A 17823-nucleotide genomic window follows, 5' to 3' on the forward strand; every position below is an offset into this window, starting at 1 on the left:
GTGCGTCACAGCTTCTCGGTCAGTTCCGGCACCAGCTTGAACAGGTCGCCGACGAGGCCGAGGTCCGCGACCTGGAAGATCGGGGCGTCCTCGTCCTTGTTGATCGCGACGATGACCTTGGAGTCCTTCATGCCGGCAAGGTGCTGGATCGCGCCGGAGATGCCGACCGCGACATAGACTTCGGGAGCGACGATCTTGCCCGTCTGGCCGACCTGATAGTCGTTGGGGGCATAGCCCGCATCAACCGCGGCGCGGCTGGCACCGACCCCGGCGCCGAGCTTGTCGGCGAGCGGATCGATCAGCTTGTGGAACTCGTCGGCCGAGCCCAGCGCGCGGCCACCCGAGACGATGATCTTGGCGCTGGTGAGCTCGGGCCGCGCCGACTGCGCGATCTCGGCACCGACGAAGCTGGAAAGGCCCGCGTCAGAACCGCCGCCGACCGCCTCGACCGTGCCCGATCCGCCCTCGGCCGCCGCTTTCTCGAACGCCGTGCCGCGCACGGTGATGACGAGCTTGGCATCCGCGGTCTTGACCGTCGCGATCGCATTGCCGGCATAGATGGGGCGGGTGAACGTGTCCCGCCCCTCGACCGACAGGATGTCGGACAGCTGCATCACGTCGAGCAACGCGGCGACGCGTGGCGCGATGTTCTTGCCCGTCGTCGTGGCGGGCGCGACGAACGCGTCGTGGCTGTCCATCAGGCCGGCGACCAGCGGCGCGACATTCTCCGCCAGCGCGTGCGCAAACGGCGCGCCGTCGGCGACGTGCACCTTGTCCACGCCGGCGATCTTCGCGGCCGCCTCGGCGACGCCGCCGACATTCTCACCCGCGACGAGCAGGTGGACCTCGCCCAGCTTTGCCGCGGCGGTCACCGCCGACAGCGTGGCATCCTTGACGGCCTGACCGTCATGCTCGACCCAAACCAAGGTCTTCATCTGATCTCTCCAACCGGAGTCAAAACCACCGTTCGTGCTTAGTAGGGTCTGAGCGGAGCCGAAGACCCGTATCGAAGTACGCTTGGCGCTCCTTCGATACGCCGCTTCGACTTCGCTCAGCGGCTACTCAGGACGAACGGACCCATCGATCACTTCGCGATGCCCATCGCCTTGAGCTTCATCACCAGCTCGTCGACATCGGCGACCTTGGCACCCGCCTGGCGCTTCGACGGCTCGGCGACGGAGACGACGGTCAGCCGCGGCGTCGTGTCGACGCCGTAATCGGCCGGCGTCTTGTTCGCGAGCGGCTTGGACTTGGCCTTCATGATGTTGGGCAGCGTCGCATAGCGCGGCTCGTTGAGGCGAAGGTCGGTGGTCACGATCGCCGGCAGCTTGAGGTTCACCGTCTCCAGCCCGCCATCGACCTCGCGCGTGACCTTCACGGCCTCGCCATCGACCTCGACCTTGCTGGCGAAGGTGCCCTGACCCCAGCCGGTCAGCGCGGCGAGCATCTGGCCGGTCTGGTTGGCGTCGTCGTCGATCGCCTGCTTGCCCAGGATCACCATCTGCGGCGCTTCCTCGTCGACGATCGCCTTCAGGATCTTGGCGACCGCGAGCGGCTCGACCGGACCCTCGGCGGTGACGAGGATCGCGCGGTCGGCGCCCATCGCCAGCGCGGTGCGCAGCGTGTCCTGCGACTTGGGCTCGCCGATCGAAACCGCGACGATCTCGGTCACGGCGCCCTTTTCCTTCAGGCGGATCGCCTCCTCGACGGCGATCTCGTCGAAGGGGTTCATGCTCATCTTGACGTTGGCGAGGTCGACGCCGGTGCCGTCGGCCTTCACCCGCGGCTTTACGTTGTAATCAAGCACGCGCTTGACGGGCACGAGGACTTTCACCAGCGGCTCCTTTCCCAGCGGGATCGTGTTTTAGAACATCGGTACGCGGCGTTTCTGGTCATTCGAGCGCCCTTTCGCAAGTCCGGTACGGAAAGCCGCGCTTGTCGTAGCGTCCAAACGAACGGGGCCCGGACGTTGCCGCCCGAGCCCCTCAACGCGAATCGGATGCGAAGGGTTCAGGCGGCCTTCTGAACCTCGGCGACGATCTTCTGCGCGGCGTCGCCCAGATCGTTGGCGGGCACGATCGCCAGCCCCGAATTGGCCAGGATGTCCTTGCCCTGCTGGACGTTGGTGCCTTCCAGACGGACGACCAGCGGCACCGACAGGTTCACTTCCTTCGCCGCAGCGACGATGCCCTCGGCGATGATGTCGCACTTCATGATCCCGCCGAAGATGTTGACGAGAATGCCCTTCACCGCCGGGTCCGACAGGATGATCTTGAACGCCGCCGTCACCTTCTCCTTCGAAGCGCCGCCGCCGACGTCGAGGAAGTTGGCCGGGAACATGCCGTTGAGCTTGATGATGTCCATCGTCGCCATGGCCAGGCCCGCGCCGTTGACCATGCAGCCGATGTCGCCGTCGAGCTTGATGTAGGCCAGGTCGTACTTCGACGCCTCCAGCTCCATCGCGTCCTCTTCGGTGGTGTCGCGCAGCTCCATCAGGTCCTTGTGACGGAACATCGCATTGCCGTCGAAGCCGACCTTGGCGTCGAGCACCATCAGCTTGCCGTCCTCCGTAACGGCGAGCGGATTGATCTCGATCTGCTCGGCATCGGTGCCGAGGAACGCGTCATAGAGCTTGGAGGCAGTCGAAGCCGCCTGCTTGGCGAGATCGCCCGACAGCCCGAGCGCGCTCGCGACCGCGCGGCCGTGATGCGCCTGGAACCCGGTCGCAGGATCGACCGAGAAGCTGTGGATCTTCTCGGGCGTGTCATGCGCGACGGTCTCGATGTCCATGCCGCCTTCGGTCGACACGACGAAGCCGATCCGGCCGGTGGCGCGGTCGACGACCAGCGCGAGGTAGAATTCCTTGGCGATGTCGACGCCGTCGGTCACGTACAGGCGGTTGACCTGCTTGCCCGCGTCGCCGGTCTGGATCGTCACCAGCGTGTTGCCCAGCATGTCGGTCGCCGCCGCGCGAACCTCGTCCTCGGTCTTGGCGAGGCGGACGCCGCCCTTGGCGTCTGGGCCGAGTTCCTTGAACTTGCCCTTGCCGCGGCCGCCGGCATGGATCTGCGCCTTCACGACGAAAAGCGGTCCGGGCAGCTTCTTCGAGGCCTCGACGGCTTCCTCGACGCTCAGCGCGGCAAAGCCTGCGGGGACGGGCACGCCGAACTTCGCCAGCAGCTCCTTGGCCTGATATTCGTGAATGTTCATCGCGCGGGTACCTTTCCTCGCAGGGCGCCGCTCGCGGGCGCGAAACGGGATGCCCTAAGCACAGGCGGGCAGCGGAATCCACCCCTTGCGGATAGCCCGACGAGAAACTGCAATGCATTTGCGTCGCGTTCGCAATAAGCTCGTGTCGCATGTCCGTGTTTCCTCTCGCATCCCGCGCGCCTATATGGACTGGCATGAACGTGGTGACCGGCATCCTGGTGCTTCTTGCGACCGTCGCGGTGATGGAGGGCGTGGCTTACGGCGCGCACCGCTGGATCATGCACGGGCCGGGCTGGTTCCTTCACAAGAGCCATCACCGCCCGCGCACGGGCTTCTGGGAAGCCAACGACCTCTATTTCGTGATCTTCGCCGCGCCGTCGATCACACTGCTCGTCGGGGGCACCTATTGGGGCTGGCATCCGGCGACGATCTGGATCGGCGCGGGCATCGCCGCATACGGCGCGATCTATCTCGGCTTCCACGACATCATCGTCCATCGCCGCGTGCCGTCGCGCTACCTGCCCAAGTCGCGCTACATGAAGCGGATCGTCTCGGCGCACCGGCTCCATCACGCGGTCGAGACCAAGGAGGGCACCGTCAGCTTCGGCTTCCTCGTCGCGCCCAAGCCCGAAGATCTGAAGGCCGAGCTCAAGCGCCGCGGCAATGCGGGCGTCCGCGCGCCGCGCGAGATGGCGTGAGCGCCGGCCAGACGATCGGCCGCATTACGCTCATGGTGCTGAGCGGCACCGCGACGCTCAGCCTGATCGGTGCGATCGCCGAAACCGCCAACACCGGCCCGCCCCCGCCACAAACGGCAACGTTCCAGCCGGGCCCGGTTGCCGAGACACCACCCGGAGAACTCGTTCGCGTGCCCACCGATCGGGCGGGCACGCCAGTCTCGGCCACCCCCGATCGCGATCTGGAGCGCTGGCTGCGCTCGATCAGCTATGCGCTGACCGCGCTCGCCGGCTTTGCCGCCGCGGGCGTCGTCGTCCTTCTGCGCATCGCCTCGGCGCTGTCACGGATCGCCGACCGCCCGGTCGATTGATCGACATCGGTATTTTCCGCCGCACCCGATCGCGACGCCGATCCGTTGATACGCCTCCAAGAGGAGAGCGTCATGGCTACCACCCCGCAGAACGAAGAACCCGGCTTCGAGCACGACGTGAACGAACTGTCGGAGGACGAAACCAACACGTCCGAAGAGAGCACCGAAGAGGATGCCGACGAAGGCGAGCTCGAAGAGGCGCAGGAAGAAGCCGCGCACGAGCGCGAGGACGAAGGCGGGTACCAGTAACCAGAGCGACGCGTGCCGGTACTCGCCGGCACGCGTCAGTCGAACAAGCTCGATACCGACGCCTCGTCGGCGATCCGCTTGATCGCCTCGGCCACCAGCGGCGCGATCGTCAGGTGGCGGATGCGCTTGGCCTCGGCGATCACCTCGTGATTGCCAATCGAGTCGGTGATGACGAGTTCCTCGAGCGCCGACGCCTCGACCCGCGCCACCGCGCCGCCCGACAGCACGCCGTGCGTGCAATAGGCGACCACGCCCTCGGCCCCGGCCGCCTTCAGCGCCGCGGCGGCGTTGCACAGCGTGCCTGCCGAATCGACAATGTCGTCGATCAGGATGCAGAAGCGCCCCTCGACGTCGCCGATGATGTTCATCACTTCCGATTCGCCCGGCCGCTCACGCCGCTTGTCGACGATGGCGAGCGGCGCGTTGTCCAGTCGCTTGGCCAGCGCCCGCGCGCGCACCACGCCGCCGACGTCGGGCGACACGACCATCAGGTTGCGGTCGCCGAACCGCGTCTGGATGTCGGTCGACATCACCGGCGCGGCATAGAGATTGTCGGTCGGGATATCGAAGAAGCCCTGGATCTGCCCTGCGTGCAGGTCGACCGACAGCACGCGATCGGCACCCGCCGTGGTGATGAGATTGGCGACCAGCTTGGCCGAGATCGGCGTGCGCGGCCCCGGCTTCCGGTCCTGGCGCGCATAACCGAAATAGGGGAGCACCGCGGTGATGCGCTTGGCCGACGCGCGCTTCAGCGCGTCGATCATGATGAGCGCCTCCATCAGATTGTCGTTGGCCGGGAACGCGGTCGACTGGATGACGAACACGTCCTCGCCGCGAACATTCTCCAGCACCTCGACGAAGATCTCCTCGTCGGCGAATCGGCGGACGTTCGCCTCGGTCAGCGGCAGCTCGAGATAGTCGCCGATCGCCTTCGACAGCGGATGGTTGGAATTGCCCGCGAGAAGTTTCATCGTCGCCTGCCCGTCATGATGCCCGCGCGCCCCTTAGAGCGGGCGCGCCGATTGTGAAACCCATGTGACGAATGGACGGCGCCGGACCATCGGCCTAGATCGCCCGCCATGACGATCGTCACCCGTTTCGCCCCCAGCCCGACCGGCCGGCTTCATGTCGGCAACCTGCGCACCGCGATCCTCAACTGGCTGTTCGCCAAGGCGCAGGGCGGCCGCTTCCTCCTCCGCCTGGACGACACCGACGCGGCGCGCAGCGAAGAGGCGTTCGTGGCCGCGATCCGCGATGATCTCGCCTGGCTCGGCCTCTCGCCAGATGGCGAGGAACGCCAGTCGGCGCGGCTTGCCGACTACGAACGGCGATTCGAGGCACTGGTCGCCGCCGGCCGGCTCTATCCGGCGTATGAGACGCCCGAGGAACTCGATCTCCGCCGCAAGATCCTGCTCGGACGCGGGCTGCCGCCGATCTACGACCGTGCGGCGCTGAAGCTGAGCGACAACGATCGCGCGGCGCTCGAGGCGGAGGGCCGGCGCCCGCACTGGCGCTTCCGGCTCGACCATGACGCGCCGATCGCGTGGGACGATGCGATCCGCGGCCCGCAGCGCTTCGATCCCGCGGCGATCGGCGATCCCGTTGTGCGACGCGCCGACGGAAGCTGGCTCTACCTGCTCCCCAGCGTCATCGACGATATCGACATGGCCATTACCCATGTCGTCCGCGGCGAGGACCATGTGTCGAACACCGCCGTCCAGACGCAGATGTTCGCCGCCTTCGACGCCGCGCCGCCGGTCTTTGCGCACGCCGCATTGCTGACCGGCTCGGAGGGCAAGCTTTCCAAACGGCTCGGGTCGCTTGGCACCGACCATTTCCGCGACGTCGGCATCGAGCCGCAAGCGTTGATCGCGCTGCTCGCCCGCATCGGCACCAGCGATCCCGTCGAGCCGATCGCCGACCCGGCGCTGCTGGCGCAAGCCTTCGACTTCGCCCGATTTGGCCGCGCGCCCGCGCGCTTCGACGAGGCCGAACTCGCGGCGCTCAACGCCCGGATCGTCCACCAGCTCGACCATGTCGCCGTCGCCGATCGCCTGCCCCCGGCGATGGGTGCCGATGCCTGGGAAGCGGTGCGCCCCAACCTGTCGACCGTGGCGGAGGCCGCCGACTGGTGGCACGTCATCGAGGGGCCGGTCGAGACACCCGAAATCGAGGACGCCGACTATCTCGCGCAGGCGGCGAAGGTCGCGGCCGAGATCGACTGGTCCGCCGACCCATGGCACGCCCTCACCGGCGCGCTCAAGGAGGCGACGGGGCGCAAGGGCAAGGCGCTTTTCCTGCCGCTCCGCCTCGCGCTCACCGGGCACGCGCACGGTCCCGATATGGCCGCGCTGCTCCCGCTAATCGGCCGCGATCGCGCGATCGCGCGGCTTCAGGCGGCGGGCGGGTAGCGCAGCCGACCGACGAAGCGCGACAGGCTCAGTCGGTGCGGCTGGCCCGTCCACTTCGCCTTGGCCTGTTCGAAGCGCATCACATCGTCGATCCGCCGCGCCAGGAACGCGCGCGTATCCGCTTGCCCCTCGCTCTCGTCATCGAGGAACACCGTCACCGTCGCGGCATAGATGCCCGCCAGCAGCGTCCGCTTGCTGTAATGGTTGTAGTCGGTTGCGATGTCGCCCGCCGCCCGCCACATCACGTCGGCCGCGCGCCAGCCTAGCCGCAGCCCGCGCGCGACATTCTGCGGCATCGCCAGGATCGCGAGCGCGCGGCGCAGCGCCTCTCGGTCGGGCGCGACGATGTCCAGCCGCGCCTCGACCAGCGCGGCGATCTTCTGGCGGATCTTCATCGCCCCGAGCGTCTCGGGTGGCAGGCGGCGGAGCATCTCGGCATCGACATGCGCGAACCAGGCATCGATCATGTCGACCGCCCCGCCCGGGAAGGCGAGCCGCGCGACGTCGCGGTCGATGCCCAGCGCGTCGGCGGCCATGTCGACCGCCACCGGCTTCCACCCGTCGAACGCGGCATTGCTCGCGACCAGCGGCGCCAGCGCGGCGCGCATCTCGTCCAGCGTCGGATCGGGCGGCAAGTCGGTCATCGCATGGGCTCCCACGTCACGCGTCCGATCTAGAGCCGTCGGCATCGGACGCAAGCGCCGCGCGCTCCGGCTTTCGCACCAGCACCAGCGCCGCCGCGATCAGCACCGCGCCGATCATGTCGGCGGGTGCCAGCGCTTCCCCGAACCAGACCCACCCGATCGCCGCGGCGACGATCGGCTGGACCAGCAGCGCAAGCCCCACGACCAGCGGCGTCAGATGCCCGAGCGCGTAGATCAGCAACCCCTGCCCCAGCAGCTGGCTGCACAGCGTCAGCAGGATCAGCGGGGTCCAGTTGCCCGGCAGGATCGTCTCGCCCAGCATCAGCGACAGCGCGAGCAGCGGCGCGATGCTGGCCGCCGTCGACAGGCTCAGCGCCGACAGCGGCGCCATCCGCGCCCGAACCCGCGACATGACGATGAAATAGACCGCATAGAGCACGCCCGCGAGCAGGCAGAACAGGTCGCCGACCAGATGCTGCGGCGACAATTGCGCCGACCGCCCGAGCAGCAGCCCGCCGCCCAGCGCCGCCATCGCCAGCGCAAAGCCCTGCGTCCGCGTCGGCCAAGCCCGCGCGACGACGAAGCCATAGATGGGAAAGATCAGCGTCGCCGAATTGCCGAACAGCGTCGAGTTGGCGAGCGTCGTCCCCAGAATGCCGACATGCCAGCTGCCGAGATCCAGCGCGAAGGCGAGCCCCGCCAGCAGGAGTGCGCCCCAAAGCCCCTTCGCCGCCCGGACCGGCCGCTCCCCCATCGCCGTCGCCGCGATCAGCAGCACCGGTGCGGCAAGGAGGATGCGCCAGAACGCCGCCGCCACCGGCCCCGTGTCGGCCAGCCGCACGAACAGCGGCCCCGTCGCCAGGAACACGTTGGCGGCGATCACTGCGATGACGGGAACGGGACTTGGGTTCCGTGAAGCAAAACTTGGGGGGCGGGGGCGATGCATGCCGCCCCTTAGCGCCCTACCTCCTGCGCTGTCTTGTACATCCACGGAGTTTCCGCATGGCCTCTCTCTACGACCCCATCCGCCTTGGAGCGGTCGAGGCGCCCAATCGCATCCTGATGTCGCCGCTGACCCGCGGCCGCGCGACGGAGGGGCACGTGCCCGTCGCGCTGATGGGCGACTATTACGCGCAGCGCGCCGGCGCCGGCCTCATCATCAGCGAGGCGACGGGCATCAGCCGGGAGGGGCTGGGCTGGGCCTATGCGCCGGGTCTGTGGACCGACGAGCAGGTCGAGGGGTGGAAACCGGTGGTCGAGCGCGTCCATCAGGCGGGCGGCCGCATCTTCGCGCAGCTCTGGCACATGGGCCGCCTCGTCCATCCCGACTTCCTCGGGGGCGAAGCGCCGCTCTCCTCGTCCGCGACGACGGCGCCGGGTAGCGTCCGCACCTATCTGTCGAATGGCGAGAAGAAGCCATACGGCGAAGCGCGCGCCGCGACGCTGGATGATATCGCCCGCGTGCTCGACGATTACGAGCATGCGACTCGCAATGCGATCGCCGCCGGGTTCGACGGCGTCCAGCTCCACGCCGCCAATGGCTATCTGATCGACGAATTCCTGCGCGACGGCGCCAACCACCGCGATGACGATTATGGCGGCAGCCCCGAGAATCGCGGCCGGTTGCTCCGCGAAGCGATCGACCGGATCATCGGCGTCGCCGGCGCCGACCGCACCGCCGTCCGCTTCTCGCCCAACGGCGACACGCAGGGCGTGATCGACAGCAACCCCGAAGCGGTGTTCCTGCCGATCGCCGATTTCCTGGAGCAGCGGAAGATCGCGTTCGTCGAGCTGCGCGAGGTCGGCCCGGACGGCACGTTCGGCTCGACGACGCAGCCCGCGATCTCGCCCGCCTTCCGCCAGCGCTGGACCGGCCCGCTGATCCTCAACCAGGATTACGACAAGGCATCGGCCGAGGCGGTGGTTGCCGACGGCCGCGCCGACGGCGTCGCGTTCGGGCGCAAGTTCCTCGCCAATCCCGACCTGCCCGAGCGTCTGCGCCTTGGCGCGCCGCTCAACGCCGACGAGATGGCGACCTGGTACAGCCGCGGACCCGAAGGCTATACCGACTATCCGACCCTGGCGCGCGAAGCCGCCTGACAGACGCCACGACGGTGATCGAGGTGCCGCGCCGGCCCGCCGAGGGACACCCTTCGGCGGCGCCGCGCGCGGCCCCCTCGCCGCTCAACCCCGCGTCGCCGTCAGCGATGCCGCGACCAGCGCCTCCAGCACCGCGCCATCCACCTTGTCGAGCCGCTTGAGGTACACGCACCCGACGCCCGTCCGGTGCGGCCCCAGTTGCCCGAGCAGCCCTTCCCGCTCGGGAAAGTCCAACGCCAGATACAGCACCGTCTCCGCCTTGCGCGGCGAGAAGCCGATCGCGCACATGCGCTGTTCCTTGCCGCCGGTGCGATAGGCGTACTCGCCGCAACCGACGATGCTGGCGCCCCACATGCGCGCGGGCTCACCCGACACGCGCTCGTAAAGCGCGCGGATCGCGTGCGCGTCGGCGCGGCGACCCGGATCGGTCACGCCGCCCAGGAATGCATCGACGTCCGCGTCGCTGACCTGTGTCTTCATCGCCGCCCTTCCGCCTCGAGTCGCAGGCATTTTGCGCTTGCCGCGTCATGGGCGCCATCCCATGAAGACCGGCATGGAATTCGGCTTCGTCCTTTCGACCGTCGCGGAGACGATCCAGATCGCGATCGCGCCCGTCTTCCTGCTTGCCGGGATCGCGGGGCTGCTCAACGTCCTGACCGGGCGGCTGGCGCGCGTCATCGACCGCGCCCGCGCGCTCGAACAGCTCCACCCGCGCACCACCGGGCCGGAGCATGACCGCCATGTGTGGGAGCTTCGCCGCATCGACCGGCGGATCACCGTCATCAACCTGGCGATCTCGCTCGTCACCGCCTCGGCGATCGCGATCTGCGCGGTGGTCGCGCTCCTGTTCGTCGCCGAGCTGTCGCACCTCAAGATCGGCACCGTCGTGGCGATCGCCTTCATCGGCTCGATGCTGATGCTGATCTTCGGTCTCGTCAGCTTCCTCGTCGAGGTGCGCATGTCGCTCAAGGCCTCGCACATCCGCGAGGAGCTGCTCGAGCTCGACCGCGAGCGGCGGCGGCGCGAGGGATGAGCGGCAGCCGCCGCGCGCTCCAGGCGGTGGTCGCGATCGCCGCGCTCGTCCCGCTGTCGGTCGCGACGCTCAGCCTCGTGCGCGGGCCGCGCTGGCTGGGGCAATTGCCGCCGATCGCCACCGACCTCGACAGCCATTTCCGCTACCTCTCGGGCATCTTCCTCGCACTCGGCCTCGCCTTCGTCAGCTGCATCCCCGCGATCGAGCGCAAGGGGCCGCGGCTCCGCCTGCTCGGCGCGCTCGTGATCGCCGGCGGATTGGGGCGCTTGTGGAGCCTGATGCAGGTCGGCGCGCCCTCGGCGGGGCATCTGGTCGGGCTCGGCATCGAGCTTGGCGTGGTTCCGCTGGTGCTGATCTGGCAGGCGATCGACGCCCGCGTCGGCACCGAGGCCGCGCCCGGAGCTTGAGCCCGGGGATGCGTCAAGAAGGAAGAATGGTTCACGCAAAGGCGCAAAGGCGCAAAGGCGCAAAGGGTTGCGCTTGCTGCCGCGGAGCGGCTTTCAGTCGATCAGCGGATGATGAAGGCAGCCGCTTCGCGGCGCAACGCACAGCCTCTTCGCGCCTTCGCGCCTTTGCGTGAACCAACCTCTTCTTCTATCCGGCCCACTGCCTCCCTCAAGCCGACAACGCTCTACTCCGCCCCCTCCAGCCGCGCTCCAGCCGCAACGCTCGGCAGATAGCGCGGCGCCGGCAGCGCGCCCCGCGCCGCCTCGAACCCCGCGCCGGCGTCGAACAATCGCTGCTCGCTCCACTTGCGTCCGATGAACGACAGGCCCACCGGCAGCCCCAGCACCTGCCCCATCGGCACCGTCAGGTGCGGATAGCCCGCCACCGCCGGCAGCCCGCTCGCCGACGGCCCGCCGGCCTGGTCGCCGTGGACCGGATCGGACAGCCACGCCGCGCCATAGCTCGGGCTGACGATCAGCGCGTTGCCCGCCAGCATCGTGTCGAGCGCCCGGGTCGCCAGTGCCAGCGACTTGGCGCGTGCGGTCTTGTAGGCGGGGTCGGCGGTGCCGCCTGTCTTCTCGGCCGCCTCGAAGATGTCCTGGCCGAAGAACGGCATCTCCGCCGCGGCATTCGCGCGATTGAAGGCGATGACGTCGGCCAGGCGGCGCACCTTCACCGCGGGCGGCGTGGTCTTCAGATAGGCGGCGAGATCGGACTTGAGCTCCATCTTGAGCACGTCGAACTCGGCATCGCCCAGCCCCTTGGTGTCGGGTCGCTCGACCGGTACCAGCACCGCGCCCGCCGCGCGCAGCCGGTCGAGCGCGGCGTCGAACACCGCCGCCAGCGCGTCCGACATCCCCTCTGGCCGCAGCACCCCGATCCTCATGCCGCGAAGCGCCGCCGGATTCAGCCGCGCGGCATAGTCGCCCTTCTTCGCATCCGCCTCGCGCGTCGCCGGATCGGCGGGGTCGCTCCCCGCCATCACGCCCAGCAGCGCCGCCGCATCGCGCACATTCGTCGCCATCGGCCCGGCCGTGTCCTGGCTGTGACTGATCGGCACGACATGCGTCCGGCTGACCAGGCCGAGCGTCGGCTTCATGCCCACCAGCCCGTTGATCGCCGAGGGGCAGATCACGGATCCGTCGGTCTCCGTCCCGACGCCCGCCCGCGCGAAGCCCGCGGCGATCGCCGCGCCCGTCCCGCTCGACGACCCACAGGCGGTACGATCGAGCGAGTAAGGATTGCGCACCAGCCCGCCGACCGCGCTCCACCCGCTCATCGAACTGGACGAACGGATGTTCGCCCATTCGGACAGGTTGGTCTTGCCCAGCATGACGATGCCCGCCGCCCGCAGCCGCGCGACCAGCGGCGCGTCACGCCCGGTGCGATTGTCCTTGAGCGCCAGGCTCCCCGCCGTCGTCGGCAGCTCGCGCGTCTCGACATTGTCCTTGACGAGCACCGGCCAGCCATGGACGGCGCTGCGCACCCGCCCCTTCTCCCGCTCCTCGTCGAGCCGCCGCGCTTGACGCTCCGCATCCGGCGCCACCGCGATCACCGAATTGAGCCGCGGCCCCGCCCGATCCATCGCCTCGATCCGCTGGAGGTAGGTGCGGGTGGCGGCTTGCGAAGAACTCCGCTCGTTACGCTCCTGCTGCTGGGCCTCAGCTGGACTGATCGTCAGCAACAGAACAGCCAATGCCGTCAGCGGCGCACTATGCATATTGCTCTCGAATGTAGCTGTTGAAGTACTGACCTTTGGACGTTGCCGCGAGCAGACCTTCGTAAATCGAGAGCTGCACGCCAAAATAGCTGTAGCGGCCGGATTGCGAAAACCAGATGTCGAGCCTCCGCGACGCTGCGTCATATTCGACGCGGTACATCGCGGAGGAAGCGACCAGCGGCATTCTACTCCGCCGCGACGCCGGCGCGGCTGAACATGTCGCCTTCGTCGATCGGGTCTTCGTTGGCCGGCGCGGTCGTCGCCTTCTTGCGCTTGTCGAAGCTCGACCAGACGTCGTTCCAGTTGCCGCGGGTCGCGCCCTTCGAATATTCGGTCGCGCGCGTCTCGAAGAAATTGGCGTGCTCGACGCCGTTCAGCAGCGGCGTCAGCCACGGGATCGGGTGCTCGTCGATCAGGTAGATCGGCTTCAGCCCCAACTGCCCCAGCCGCCAGTCGGCGATGTAGCGGATATACTTCTTGATGTCCTTGGCGGTCATGCCGTTGACCGGCCCCATCTCGAACGCGAGGTCGATGAACGCGTCCTCCAGCCGGATCGTCGTCTGGCACATGTCGGCGATGTCGTCCTTGACTGCGCGCGTCAGGCACTGCCGCTCCGCGACGAAGGCGTGGAACAGGCGGATGATCCCCTCGCAATGCAGGCTCTCGTCGCGGACCGACCAGCTGACGATCTGGCCCATGCCCTTCATCTTGTTGAAGCGCGGGAAGTTCATCAGCATCGCGAACGACGCGAACAGCTGCACGCCCTCGGTAAAGCCGCCGAACATGGCGAGCGTGCGAGCGATGTCCTCGTCGGTGTCGACGCCGAAATTCTGCAGATAGTCGTGCTTGTCCTTGAGCTCACCATACTCGAGGAATGCGCCATATTCGCTCTCGGGCATGCCGATCGTGTCGAGCAGGTGGCTGTACGCGGCGATATGGACCGTCTCCATGTTGCTGAACGCGGTCAGCATCATCTTGACCTCGGTCGGCTTGAACACGCGGCCGTATTTCTCGTGATAGCAGTCCTGCACCTCGACATCGGCCTGGGTGAAGAAGCGGAAGATCTGCGTCAGGAGGTTGCGCTCGTGATCGGACAGCTTCTGCGCCCAGTCGCGGCAATCCTCGCCCAGCGGCACTTCCTCGGGCAGCCAGTGGAGCTGCTGCTGCCGCTTCCAGAACTCGAACGCCCACGGGTATTCGAACGGCTTGTACTGCTTGGAGGCTTGGAGGAGGGGCATGGGACGGGTCCTTACACGTACGAACGAGGATGATGGATCGAAACGAATGGGGCGGGGCCGAGGATCATCCCTCGCTGCCCTGCCAGAGTGCGGCGGCGCTCATCGCCAGCACCGCGCCGCCCGACAGCGCCATGATGCCGATCATGCGAAACGCGTAGACGCGCCCCGGGGACGCGACCCGCGCAAGTGCGGCGAGCAGGCCGATGCCGGTGAGCACTAGGACGCACGCGACGGCGAACATGATGAGGATCGAGAGGCTCATCGCCGCTCGCGCCACTTCACGACGGTGACGGTCCGCGTCTTGCGCGCGCCGACGCCGAACACGACGATGCCGAGGAAATAGCCGAAGTCGTACCAGCCGCCATTGTTGGGCACGGCATAGACTGCGATGTCGGGCACGAAGAGGCTCATCACCCACGACACCGGGAAGATGAACCCGTGCCACAGGCCATGGAGGAACCCCGGCGCGCCGGGCGCGACCGCGCTGCCCACCTGACGCGCGCACGCGGCAAGGGTGAGCAGCAGGGCTGCGAGCGCGAGCTTCTTCATGCGCAATCCTTGCGCTCTTTCGTCACCCCGGACTTGTTCCGGGGTCTACCGCGCCGCGAGCCTAGCGGCAGGCGGCTTAAGCGGCAGCGCCCGCTGCACGGTGGACCCCGGAACAAGTCCGGGGTGACGGATCGGGTTACAACCCTCGCATCCAATCCCCCGCCCGCTCGTTCGAGCGCCGGACCCCAAAGAGGAGACCCCCAATGGCCGATCTCAGCAACATCCGCGAGCATATGGAAGTCATCGGCGCCGACGGCGTGCATGTCGGCACCGTCGACCGCGTCGAGGGCGATCGCATCAAGCTCACCAAGAAGGACTCGGGCGCCGATGTCGAGGGCGCCGGCGAGGGACAGCATAGCAGTCATCACCACTTCATTCCCGCCGGCCTGGTCGCTGACGTCGAGGGCGATCAGGTCCGTCTCTCCGCCAATGCCGACGTCGCCGTGACGTTCGAGGAGGAAGAGGGCGGCGACCCGGTCTGATGCACCCCCCTCTCCCGGCGGGAGAGGAAAGGAGCCGCGAAGCGGCGGAAGGGTGAGGGCAGGTCGCATCAGCACGCCGCTGGCGAGCGCGCGATGCCGATCTGCCCCGCCCTCGCATTCGCGATCGCAGCGATTACGCCGTCGACATTGTCGATCACATCGTGGTTCCAGAACCGCAACACTTCATAGCCCTGCGCCTCGATGAACCTCGTTCGCGCCAAATCCCGATCTTCCGCCTCAGCATGCTGGCCGCCATCGACCTCGATCACCAACTTCGAACCAAAGCTCAGGAAATCCGCGAAATAAGGACCGATCGGGACCTGGCGCCGAAATCTCGCGTCAGGCATCGCGCTACGCAGCGCACGCCACAGCAGCTTTTCCGCCTCGGTTCCGTTCCGGCGAAGTTCGCGTGCGCGCGGGACCGTTCCGATCGGCTGGTTGGCGTAGCTACGCACCTGCCCTCACCCTTCCGCCGCTTCGCGGCTCCCTCCCTCTCCCGCGGGGAGAGGGATTATCGGCAGCTTACTGACAAGCCAGGCACTCGTCATAATCGGTGCTCTCGCCCAGATCGAACTTCGGCTTCTCGATCGTGTTGTCGGCCTCGACCCCGCCGGCGAAGCCCGCGCGCTGCACCGACTTGGAACGCAGATAGTAGAGCGACTTGATGCCGAGCTCCCAGGCGCGGAAGTGGAGCATGAGCAGGTCCCACTTCTCGACGTCGGCCGGGATGAACAGGTTCAGCGACTGCGCCTGGTCGATATAGGGCGCGCGGTCGCCGGCGAGTTCGAGGACCCAGCGCTGGTCGATCTCGAAGCTCGTCTTGTAGCAGTCCTTTTCCTCCTGGCTGAGGAAGTCGAGATGCTGGACCGAACCGCCGCGCTCCAGGATCGTGTTCCAGACCGCGTCCGAGTTCTTCGACTTGGCGATCAGGAGCTTTTCCAGATACGGGTTCTTGACCGCGAAGCTGCCCGACAGCGTCTTGTGCGTATAGATGTTGGCCGGGATCGGCTCGATACAGGCCGAGGTGCCGCCGCAGATGATGCTGATCGACGCGGTCGGCGCGATCGCCATCTTGCAGCTGAAGCGCTCCATCACGCCCATGTCGGCCGCGTCCGGGCACGGACCGCGCTCGACGGCGAGCTGCATCGAGGCTTCGTTCACCTGCGCGGCGATGTGCTTGAAGATGCGCAGGTTCCACGACTTGGCCATCGCGCCCTCGAACGGCAGCCCGCGCGCCTGGAGGAAGCTGTGGAAGCCCATGACGCCCAGGCCCACTGACCGCTCGCGCTCCGCCGAATAGCGCGCACGCGCCATCTCGTCCGGCGCCCGCTCGATATAGTCGGTCAGGACGTTGTCGAGGAAACGCATCACGTCCTCAATGAAGACCTTGTCGTCCTTCCACTCGTCCCAGGTTTCCAGGTTGAGCGACGACAGGCAGCAGACCGCGGTGCGATCGTTGCCCAGGTGATCCTTGCCCGTCGGCAGCGTGATCTCGCTGCACAGGTTCGACGTCGACACCTTGAGGCCCAGGTCGCGGTGATGCTTGGGCATCGTCGAGTTCACGTGATCGCTGAACACGATATAGGGCTCGCCCGTCGCCAGCCGCGTCTCGACCAGCTTCTGGAACAGCGCGCGAGCGTCCACCTTGCCGCGGACGCTGCCGTCCTTGGGGCTCTTGAGCGCCCATTCCGCGCCGTCGCGCACCGCTTCCATGAACGCGTCGGGGATGAGCACGCCGTGGTGGAGGTTCAGCGCCTTGCGGTTGAAGTCGCCCGACGGCTTGCGGATCTCGAGGAACTCCTCGATCTCCGGATGGCTGATGTCGAGATAGCAGGCGGCCGACCCGCGGCGCAGCGAGCCTTGCGAGATCGCCAGCGTCAGCGAATCCATCACGCGCACGAACGGGATGATGCCGCTGGTCTTGCCGTTGAGGCCGACCGGCTCACCGATGCCGCGGACATTGCCCCAATAAGTGCCGATGCCGCCGCCGCGCGAGGCAAGCCAGACATTCTCGTTCCACGTCTCGACAATGCCTTCCAGGCTGTCGGGGACCGAGTTGAGATAGCAGGAGATCGGCAGGCCGCGCCCGGTGCCGCCGTTCGACAGGACGGGCGTCGCGGGCATGAACCACAGCTTCGAGATATAGTCGTAGAGCCGCTGGGCGTGGCCGGCATCGTCGGCATAGGCGGACGCCACCCGCACGAACAGGTCCTGATAGCTTTCGCCGGGCAGCAGGTAGCGGTCCTTGAGCGTGTCCTTGCCGAATTCGGTCAGCAGCGCATCGCGGCCGTGATCGACCTCGACGGCATAGAGCTGCGCGTCGATCGACTTGGAATCACGCTCCACCTTGCGGGCGGCGGGCGCCGCGACGGCGGGGGCTTCGGCGATGTCAGTGCTGTCGTTCACGTGTGCGTCGTCCCTGAAATCCATGACGGCCCCGTTCCTCGTTCGTTCGACTCGGCACCGTCCGGCAATGGTATCATCGCCGCTCGCGTGCGCGAGAACAAAAAGTGACCGCGCGGGAGTGGCGCGGCGGTGACGGCGAGAGCCCGCGATATGGTGTCGCAGGCGCCTTCATACCAGCCCTTGTGTCAGCCCCCTGACGTGGCCCCCACAGATTGTGGCCAATCGCGCTCGGGCACAAGCGGGTAAATGACGATTAAGAGACTCGGTTCGTCGCTAATCTGAATCG

Annotated in this window: 22 protein-coding genes; 8 read left to right on the forward strand and 14 right to left on the reverse strand. The window is 67.5% G+C overall.

Annotated elements, in window-relative coordinates:
• Window positions 1-5: 5 nt before the first annotated feature.
• The 3 genes from RS883_RS16500 to sucC form a co-directional block, all read right to left on the reverse strand.
• Window positions 6-935 (reverse strand): electron transfer flavoprotein subunit alpha/FixB family protein, encoded by a 930-nt coding sequence (locus tag RS883_RS16500; RefSeq protein WP_315761268.1) that lies wholly within the window; start codon window positions 933-935, stop codon window positions 6-8.
• Window positions 936-1084: 149 nt separating this feature from the next.
• Window positions 1085-1834 carry an electron transfer flavoprotein subunit beta/FixA family protein gene (locus RS883_RS16505; RefSeq protein WP_315761269.1) on the reverse strand — a complete coding sequence of 250 codons (750 nt, stop codon included), beginning with the start codon at window positions 1832-1834 and terminating at the stop codon, window positions 1085-1087.
• A gap of 176 nt (window positions 1835-2010) precedes the next feature.
• Window positions 2011-3210 (reverse strand): ADP-forming succinate--CoA ligase subunit beta, encoded by a 1200-nt coding sequence (gene sucC, locus RS883_RS16510; RefSeq protein WP_315761270.1) that lies wholly within the window; start codon window positions 3208-3210, stop codon window positions 2011-2013.
• Between the two features lie 194 nt (window positions 3211-3404).
• On the opposite strand from sucC, the gene RS883_RS16515 reads away from it, so the two are divergent.
• The 3 genes from RS883_RS16515 to RS883_RS16525 all read left to right on the forward strand — a co-directional run bounded on the left by RS883_RS16515 (window position 3405) and on the right by RS883_RS16525 (window position 4507).
• On the forward strand, window positions 3405-3908 hold the full coding sequence (locus tag RS883_RS16515; RefSeq protein WP_315761271.1) for a sterol desaturase family protein: 504 nt from the start codon (window positions 3405-3407) through the stop codon (window positions 3906-3908).
• Window positions 3905-4258: a hypothetical protein gene (locus tag RS883_RS16520; protein ID WP_315761272.1), complete on the forward strand. Its 354-nt coding sequence runs from the start codon at window positions 3905-3907 to the stop codon at window positions 4256-4258. Before RS883_RS16515 ends, RS883_RS16520 begins: the two co-directional genes overlap by 4 nt.
• A gap of 72 nt (window positions 4259-4330) precedes the next feature.
• Window positions 4331-4507 carry a hypothetical protein gene (locus RS883_RS16525; protein WP_315761273.1) on the forward strand — a complete coding sequence of 59 codons (177 nt, stop codon included), beginning with the start codon at window positions 4331-4333 and terminating at the stop codon, window positions 4505-4507.
• A 35-nt stretch (window positions 4508-4542) separates the two neighbouring features.
• Here RS883_RS16525 and RS883_RS16530 read toward each other — a convergent pair whose 3' ends face one another.
• Entirely contained in the window at window positions 4543-5478 is a 936-nt protein-coding gene (locus RS883_RS16530) for a ribose-phosphate pyrophosphokinase (RefSeq protein WP_315761274.1), read from the reverse strand.
• Window positions 5479-5586: 108 nt separating this feature from the next.
• On the opposite strand from RS883_RS16530, the gene gltX reads away from it, so the two are divergent.
• Window positions 5587-6918 carry a glutamate--tRNA ligase gene (gene gltX, locus RS883_RS16535; protein WP_315761275.1) on the forward strand — a complete coding sequence of 444 codons (1332 nt, stop codon included), beginning with the start codon at window positions 5587-5589 and terminating at the stop codon, window positions 6916-6918.
• On the opposite strand, the gene RS883_RS16540 is transcribed toward gltX, so the two are convergent.
• Window positions 6900-7607, reverse strand: coding sequence for a COQ9 family protein (locus RS883_RS16540; RefSeq protein ID WP_409977363.1), 708 nt, complete (start codon window positions 7605-7607; stop codon window positions 6900-6902). The two genes, gltX and RS883_RS16540, sit on opposite strands and share 19 nt — an antisense overlap.
• Window positions 7579-8445 (reverse strand): DMT family transporter, encoded by an 867-nt coding sequence (locus RS883_RS16545; protein WP_315761277.1) that lies wholly within the window; start codon window positions 8443-8445, stop codon window positions 7579-7581. Before RS883_RS16545 ends, RS883_RS16540 begins: the two co-directional genes overlap by 29 nt.
• A gap of 119 nt (window positions 8446-8564) precedes the next feature.
• Between RS883_RS16545 and RS883_RS16550 the strand changes: the two genes are divergently transcribed.
• Window positions 8565-9662, forward strand: coding sequence for an alkene reductase (locus RS883_RS16550; RefSeq protein WP_315761278.1), 1098 nt, complete (start codon window positions 8565-8567; stop codon window positions 9660-9662).
• 84 nt (window positions 9663-9746) lie between these two features.
• Here the strand turns inward: RS883_RS16550 and RS883_RS16555 are convergent, their stop codons facing one another.
• A complete protein-coding gene (locus RS883_RS16555) occupies window positions 9747-10142 on the reverse strand; it encodes a DUF1801 domain-containing protein (protein ID WP_315761279.1) in 396 nt (131 codons plus the stop codon).
• 61 nt (window positions 10143-10203) lie between these two features.
• Here RS883_RS16555 and RS883_RS16560 point away from each other — a divergent pair, with 61 nt between their 5' ends.
• Entirely contained in the window at window positions 10204-10695 is a 492-nt protein-coding gene (locus tag RS883_RS16560; protein WP_315761280.1) for a DUF2721 domain-containing protein, read from the forward strand.
• Complete coding sequence (locus tag RS883_RS16565; RefSeq protein WP_315761281.1) at window positions 10692-11102, forward strand: DUF4345 domain-containing protein; 411 nt, start codon at window positions 10692-10694, stop codon at window positions 11100-11102. Before RS883_RS16560 ends, RS883_RS16565 begins: the two co-directional genes overlap by 4 nt.
• A gap of 224 nt (window positions 11103-11326) precedes the next feature.
• On the opposite strand, the gene RS883_RS16570 is transcribed toward RS883_RS16565, so the two are convergent.
• From RS883_RS16570 to RS883_RS16590, 5 genes are all read right to left on the reverse strand, one after another.
• Window positions 11327-12862, reverse strand: a complete 1536-nt coding sequence (locus RS883_RS16570) for an amidase (RefSeq protein ID WP_315761282.1) — start codon at window positions 12860-12862, stop codon at window positions 11327-11329.
• Window positions 12855-13046, reverse strand: coding sequence for a KTSC domain-containing protein (locus RS883_RS16575; RefSeq protein WP_315761283.1), 192 nt, complete (start codon window positions 13044-13046; stop codon window positions 12855-12857). Before RS883_RS16575 ends, RS883_RS16570 begins: the two co-directional genes overlap by 8 nt.
• A gap of 1 nt (window position 13047) precedes the next feature.
• Window positions 13048-14100 (reverse strand): ribonucleotide-diphosphate reductase subunit beta, encoded by a 1053-nt coding sequence (locus RS883_RS16580; protein WP_315761284.1) that lies wholly within the window; start codon window positions 14098-14100, stop codon window positions 13048-13050.
• Between the two features lie 64 nt (window positions 14101-14164).
• Complete coding sequence (locus RS883_RS16585) at window positions 14165-14362, reverse strand: hypothetical protein (RefSeq protein ID WP_315761285.1); 198 nt, start codon at window positions 14360-14362, stop codon at window positions 14165-14167.
• Window positions 14359-14649, reverse strand: a complete 291-nt coding sequence (locus RS883_RS16590) for a hypothetical protein (protein ID WP_315761286.1) — start codon at window positions 14647-14649, stop codon at window positions 14359-14361. The genes RS883_RS16585 and RS883_RS16590 overlap by 4 nt, the downstream gene beginning before the upstream one ends.
• Window positions 14650-14852: 203 nt before the next feature.
• Here RS883_RS16590 and RS883_RS16595 point away from each other — a divergent pair, with 203 nt between their 5' ends.
• Window positions 14853-15131 (forward strand): DUF2171 domain-containing protein, encoded by a 279-nt coding sequence (locus RS883_RS16595; protein ID WP_315761287.1) that lies wholly within the window; start codon window positions 14853-14855, stop codon window positions 15129-15131.
• Between the two features lie 68 nt (window positions 15132-15199).
• Here RS883_RS16595 and RS883_RS16600 read toward each other — a convergent pair whose 3' ends face one another.
• Together RS883_RS16600 and RS883_RS16605 are read right to left on the reverse strand one after the other, a co-directional pair.
• A complete protein-coding gene (locus tag RS883_RS16600; RefSeq protein WP_315761288.1) occupies window positions 15200-15586 on the reverse strand; it encodes an endonuclease domain-containing protein in 387 nt (128 codons plus the stop codon).
• A 67-nt stretch (window positions 15587-15653) separates the two neighbouring features.
• Window positions 15654-17561 carry a ribonucleoside-diphosphate reductase subunit alpha gene (locus tag RS883_RS16605; protein WP_315761289.1) on the reverse strand — a complete coding sequence of 636 codons (1908 nt, stop codon included), beginning with the start codon at window positions 17559-17561 and terminating at the stop codon, window positions 15654-15656.
• Window positions 17562-17823: the final 262 nt, after the last annotated feature.

It is taken from the genome of Sphingomonas sp. Y38-1Y (assembly GCF_032391395.1).
Lineage (GTDB): Bacteria > Pseudomonadota > Alphaproteobacteria > Sphingomonadales > Sphingomonadaceae > Sphingomonas.

Excerpts from the sequence above, each read along its gene's own strand:
- RS883_RS16500 (WP_315761268.1), bottom strand. The coding sequence starts at position 935 with ATGAAGACCTTGGTTTGGGTCGAGCATGACGGTCAGGCCGTCAAGGAT.
- sucC (WP_315761270.1), bottom strand. The coding sequence starts at position 3,210 with ATGAACATTCACGAATATCAGGCCAAGGAGCTGCTGGCGAAGTTCGGC.
- RS883_RS16515 (WP_315761271.1), top strand. The coding sequence starts at position 3,405 with ATGAACGTGGTGACCGGCATCCTGGTGCTTCTTGCGACCGTCGCGGTG.
- RS883_RS16525 (WP_315761273.1), top strand. The coding sequence starts at position 4,331 with ATGGCTACCACCCCGCAGAACGAAGAACCCGGCTTCGAGCACGACGTG.
- RS883_RS16530 (WP_315761274.1), bottom strand. The coding sequence starts at position 5,478 with ATGAAACTTCTCGCGGGCAATTCCAACCATCCGCTGTCGAAGGCGATC.
- gltX (WP_315761275.1), top strand. The coding sequence starts at position 5,587 with ATGACGATCGTCACCCGTTTCGCCCCCAGCCCGACCGGCCGGCTTCAT.
- RS883_RS16540 (WP_409977363.1), bottom strand. The coding sequence starts at position 7,607 with ATGCCGACGGCTCTAGATCGGACGCGTGACGTGGGAGCCCATGCGATG.
- RS883_RS16550 (WP_315761278.1), top strand. The coding sequence starts at position 8,565 with ATGGCCTCTCTCTACGACCCCATCCGCCTTGGAGCGGTCGAGGCGCCC.
- RS883_RS16555 (WP_315761279.1), bottom strand. The coding sequence starts at position 10,142 with ATGAAGACACAGGTCAGCGACGCGGACGTCGATGCATTCCTGGGCGGC.
- RS883_RS16560 (WP_315761280.1), top strand. The coding sequence starts at position 10,204 with ATGAAGACCGGCATGGAATTCGGCTTCGTCCTTTCGACCGTCGCGGAG.
- RS883_RS16565 (WP_315761281.1), top strand. The coding sequence starts at position 10,692 with ATGAGCGGCAGCCGCCGCGCGCTCCAGGCGGTGGTCGCGATCGCCGCG.
- RS883_RS16570 (WP_315761282.1), bottom strand. The coding sequence starts at position 12,862 with ATGCATAGTGCGCCGCTGACGGCATTGGCTGTTCTGTTGCTGACGATC.
- RS883_RS16575 (WP_315761283.1), bottom strand. The coding sequence starts at position 13,046 with ATGCCGCTGGTCGCTTCCTCCGCGATGTACCGCGTCGAATATGACGCA.
- RS883_RS16580 (WP_315761284.1), bottom strand. The coding sequence starts at position 14,100 with ATGCCCCTCCTCCAAGCCTCCAAGCAGTACAAGCCGTTCGAATACCCG.
- RS883_RS16585 (WP_315761285.1), bottom strand. The coding sequence starts at position 14,362 with ATGAGCCTCTCGATCCTCATCATGTTCGCCGTCGCGTGCGTCCTAGTG.
- RS883_RS16590 (WP_315761286.1), bottom strand. The coding sequence starts at position 14,649 with ATGAAGAAGCTCGCGCTCGCAGCCCTGCTGCTCACCCTTGCCGCGTGC.
- RS883_RS16595 (WP_315761287.1), top strand. The coding sequence starts at position 14,853 with ATGGCCGATCTCAGCAACATCCGCGAGCATATGGAAGTCATCGGCGCC.
- RS883_RS16605 (WP_315761289.1), bottom strand. The coding sequence starts at position 17,561 with ATGGATTTCAGGGACGACGCACACGTGAACGACAGCACTGACATCGCC.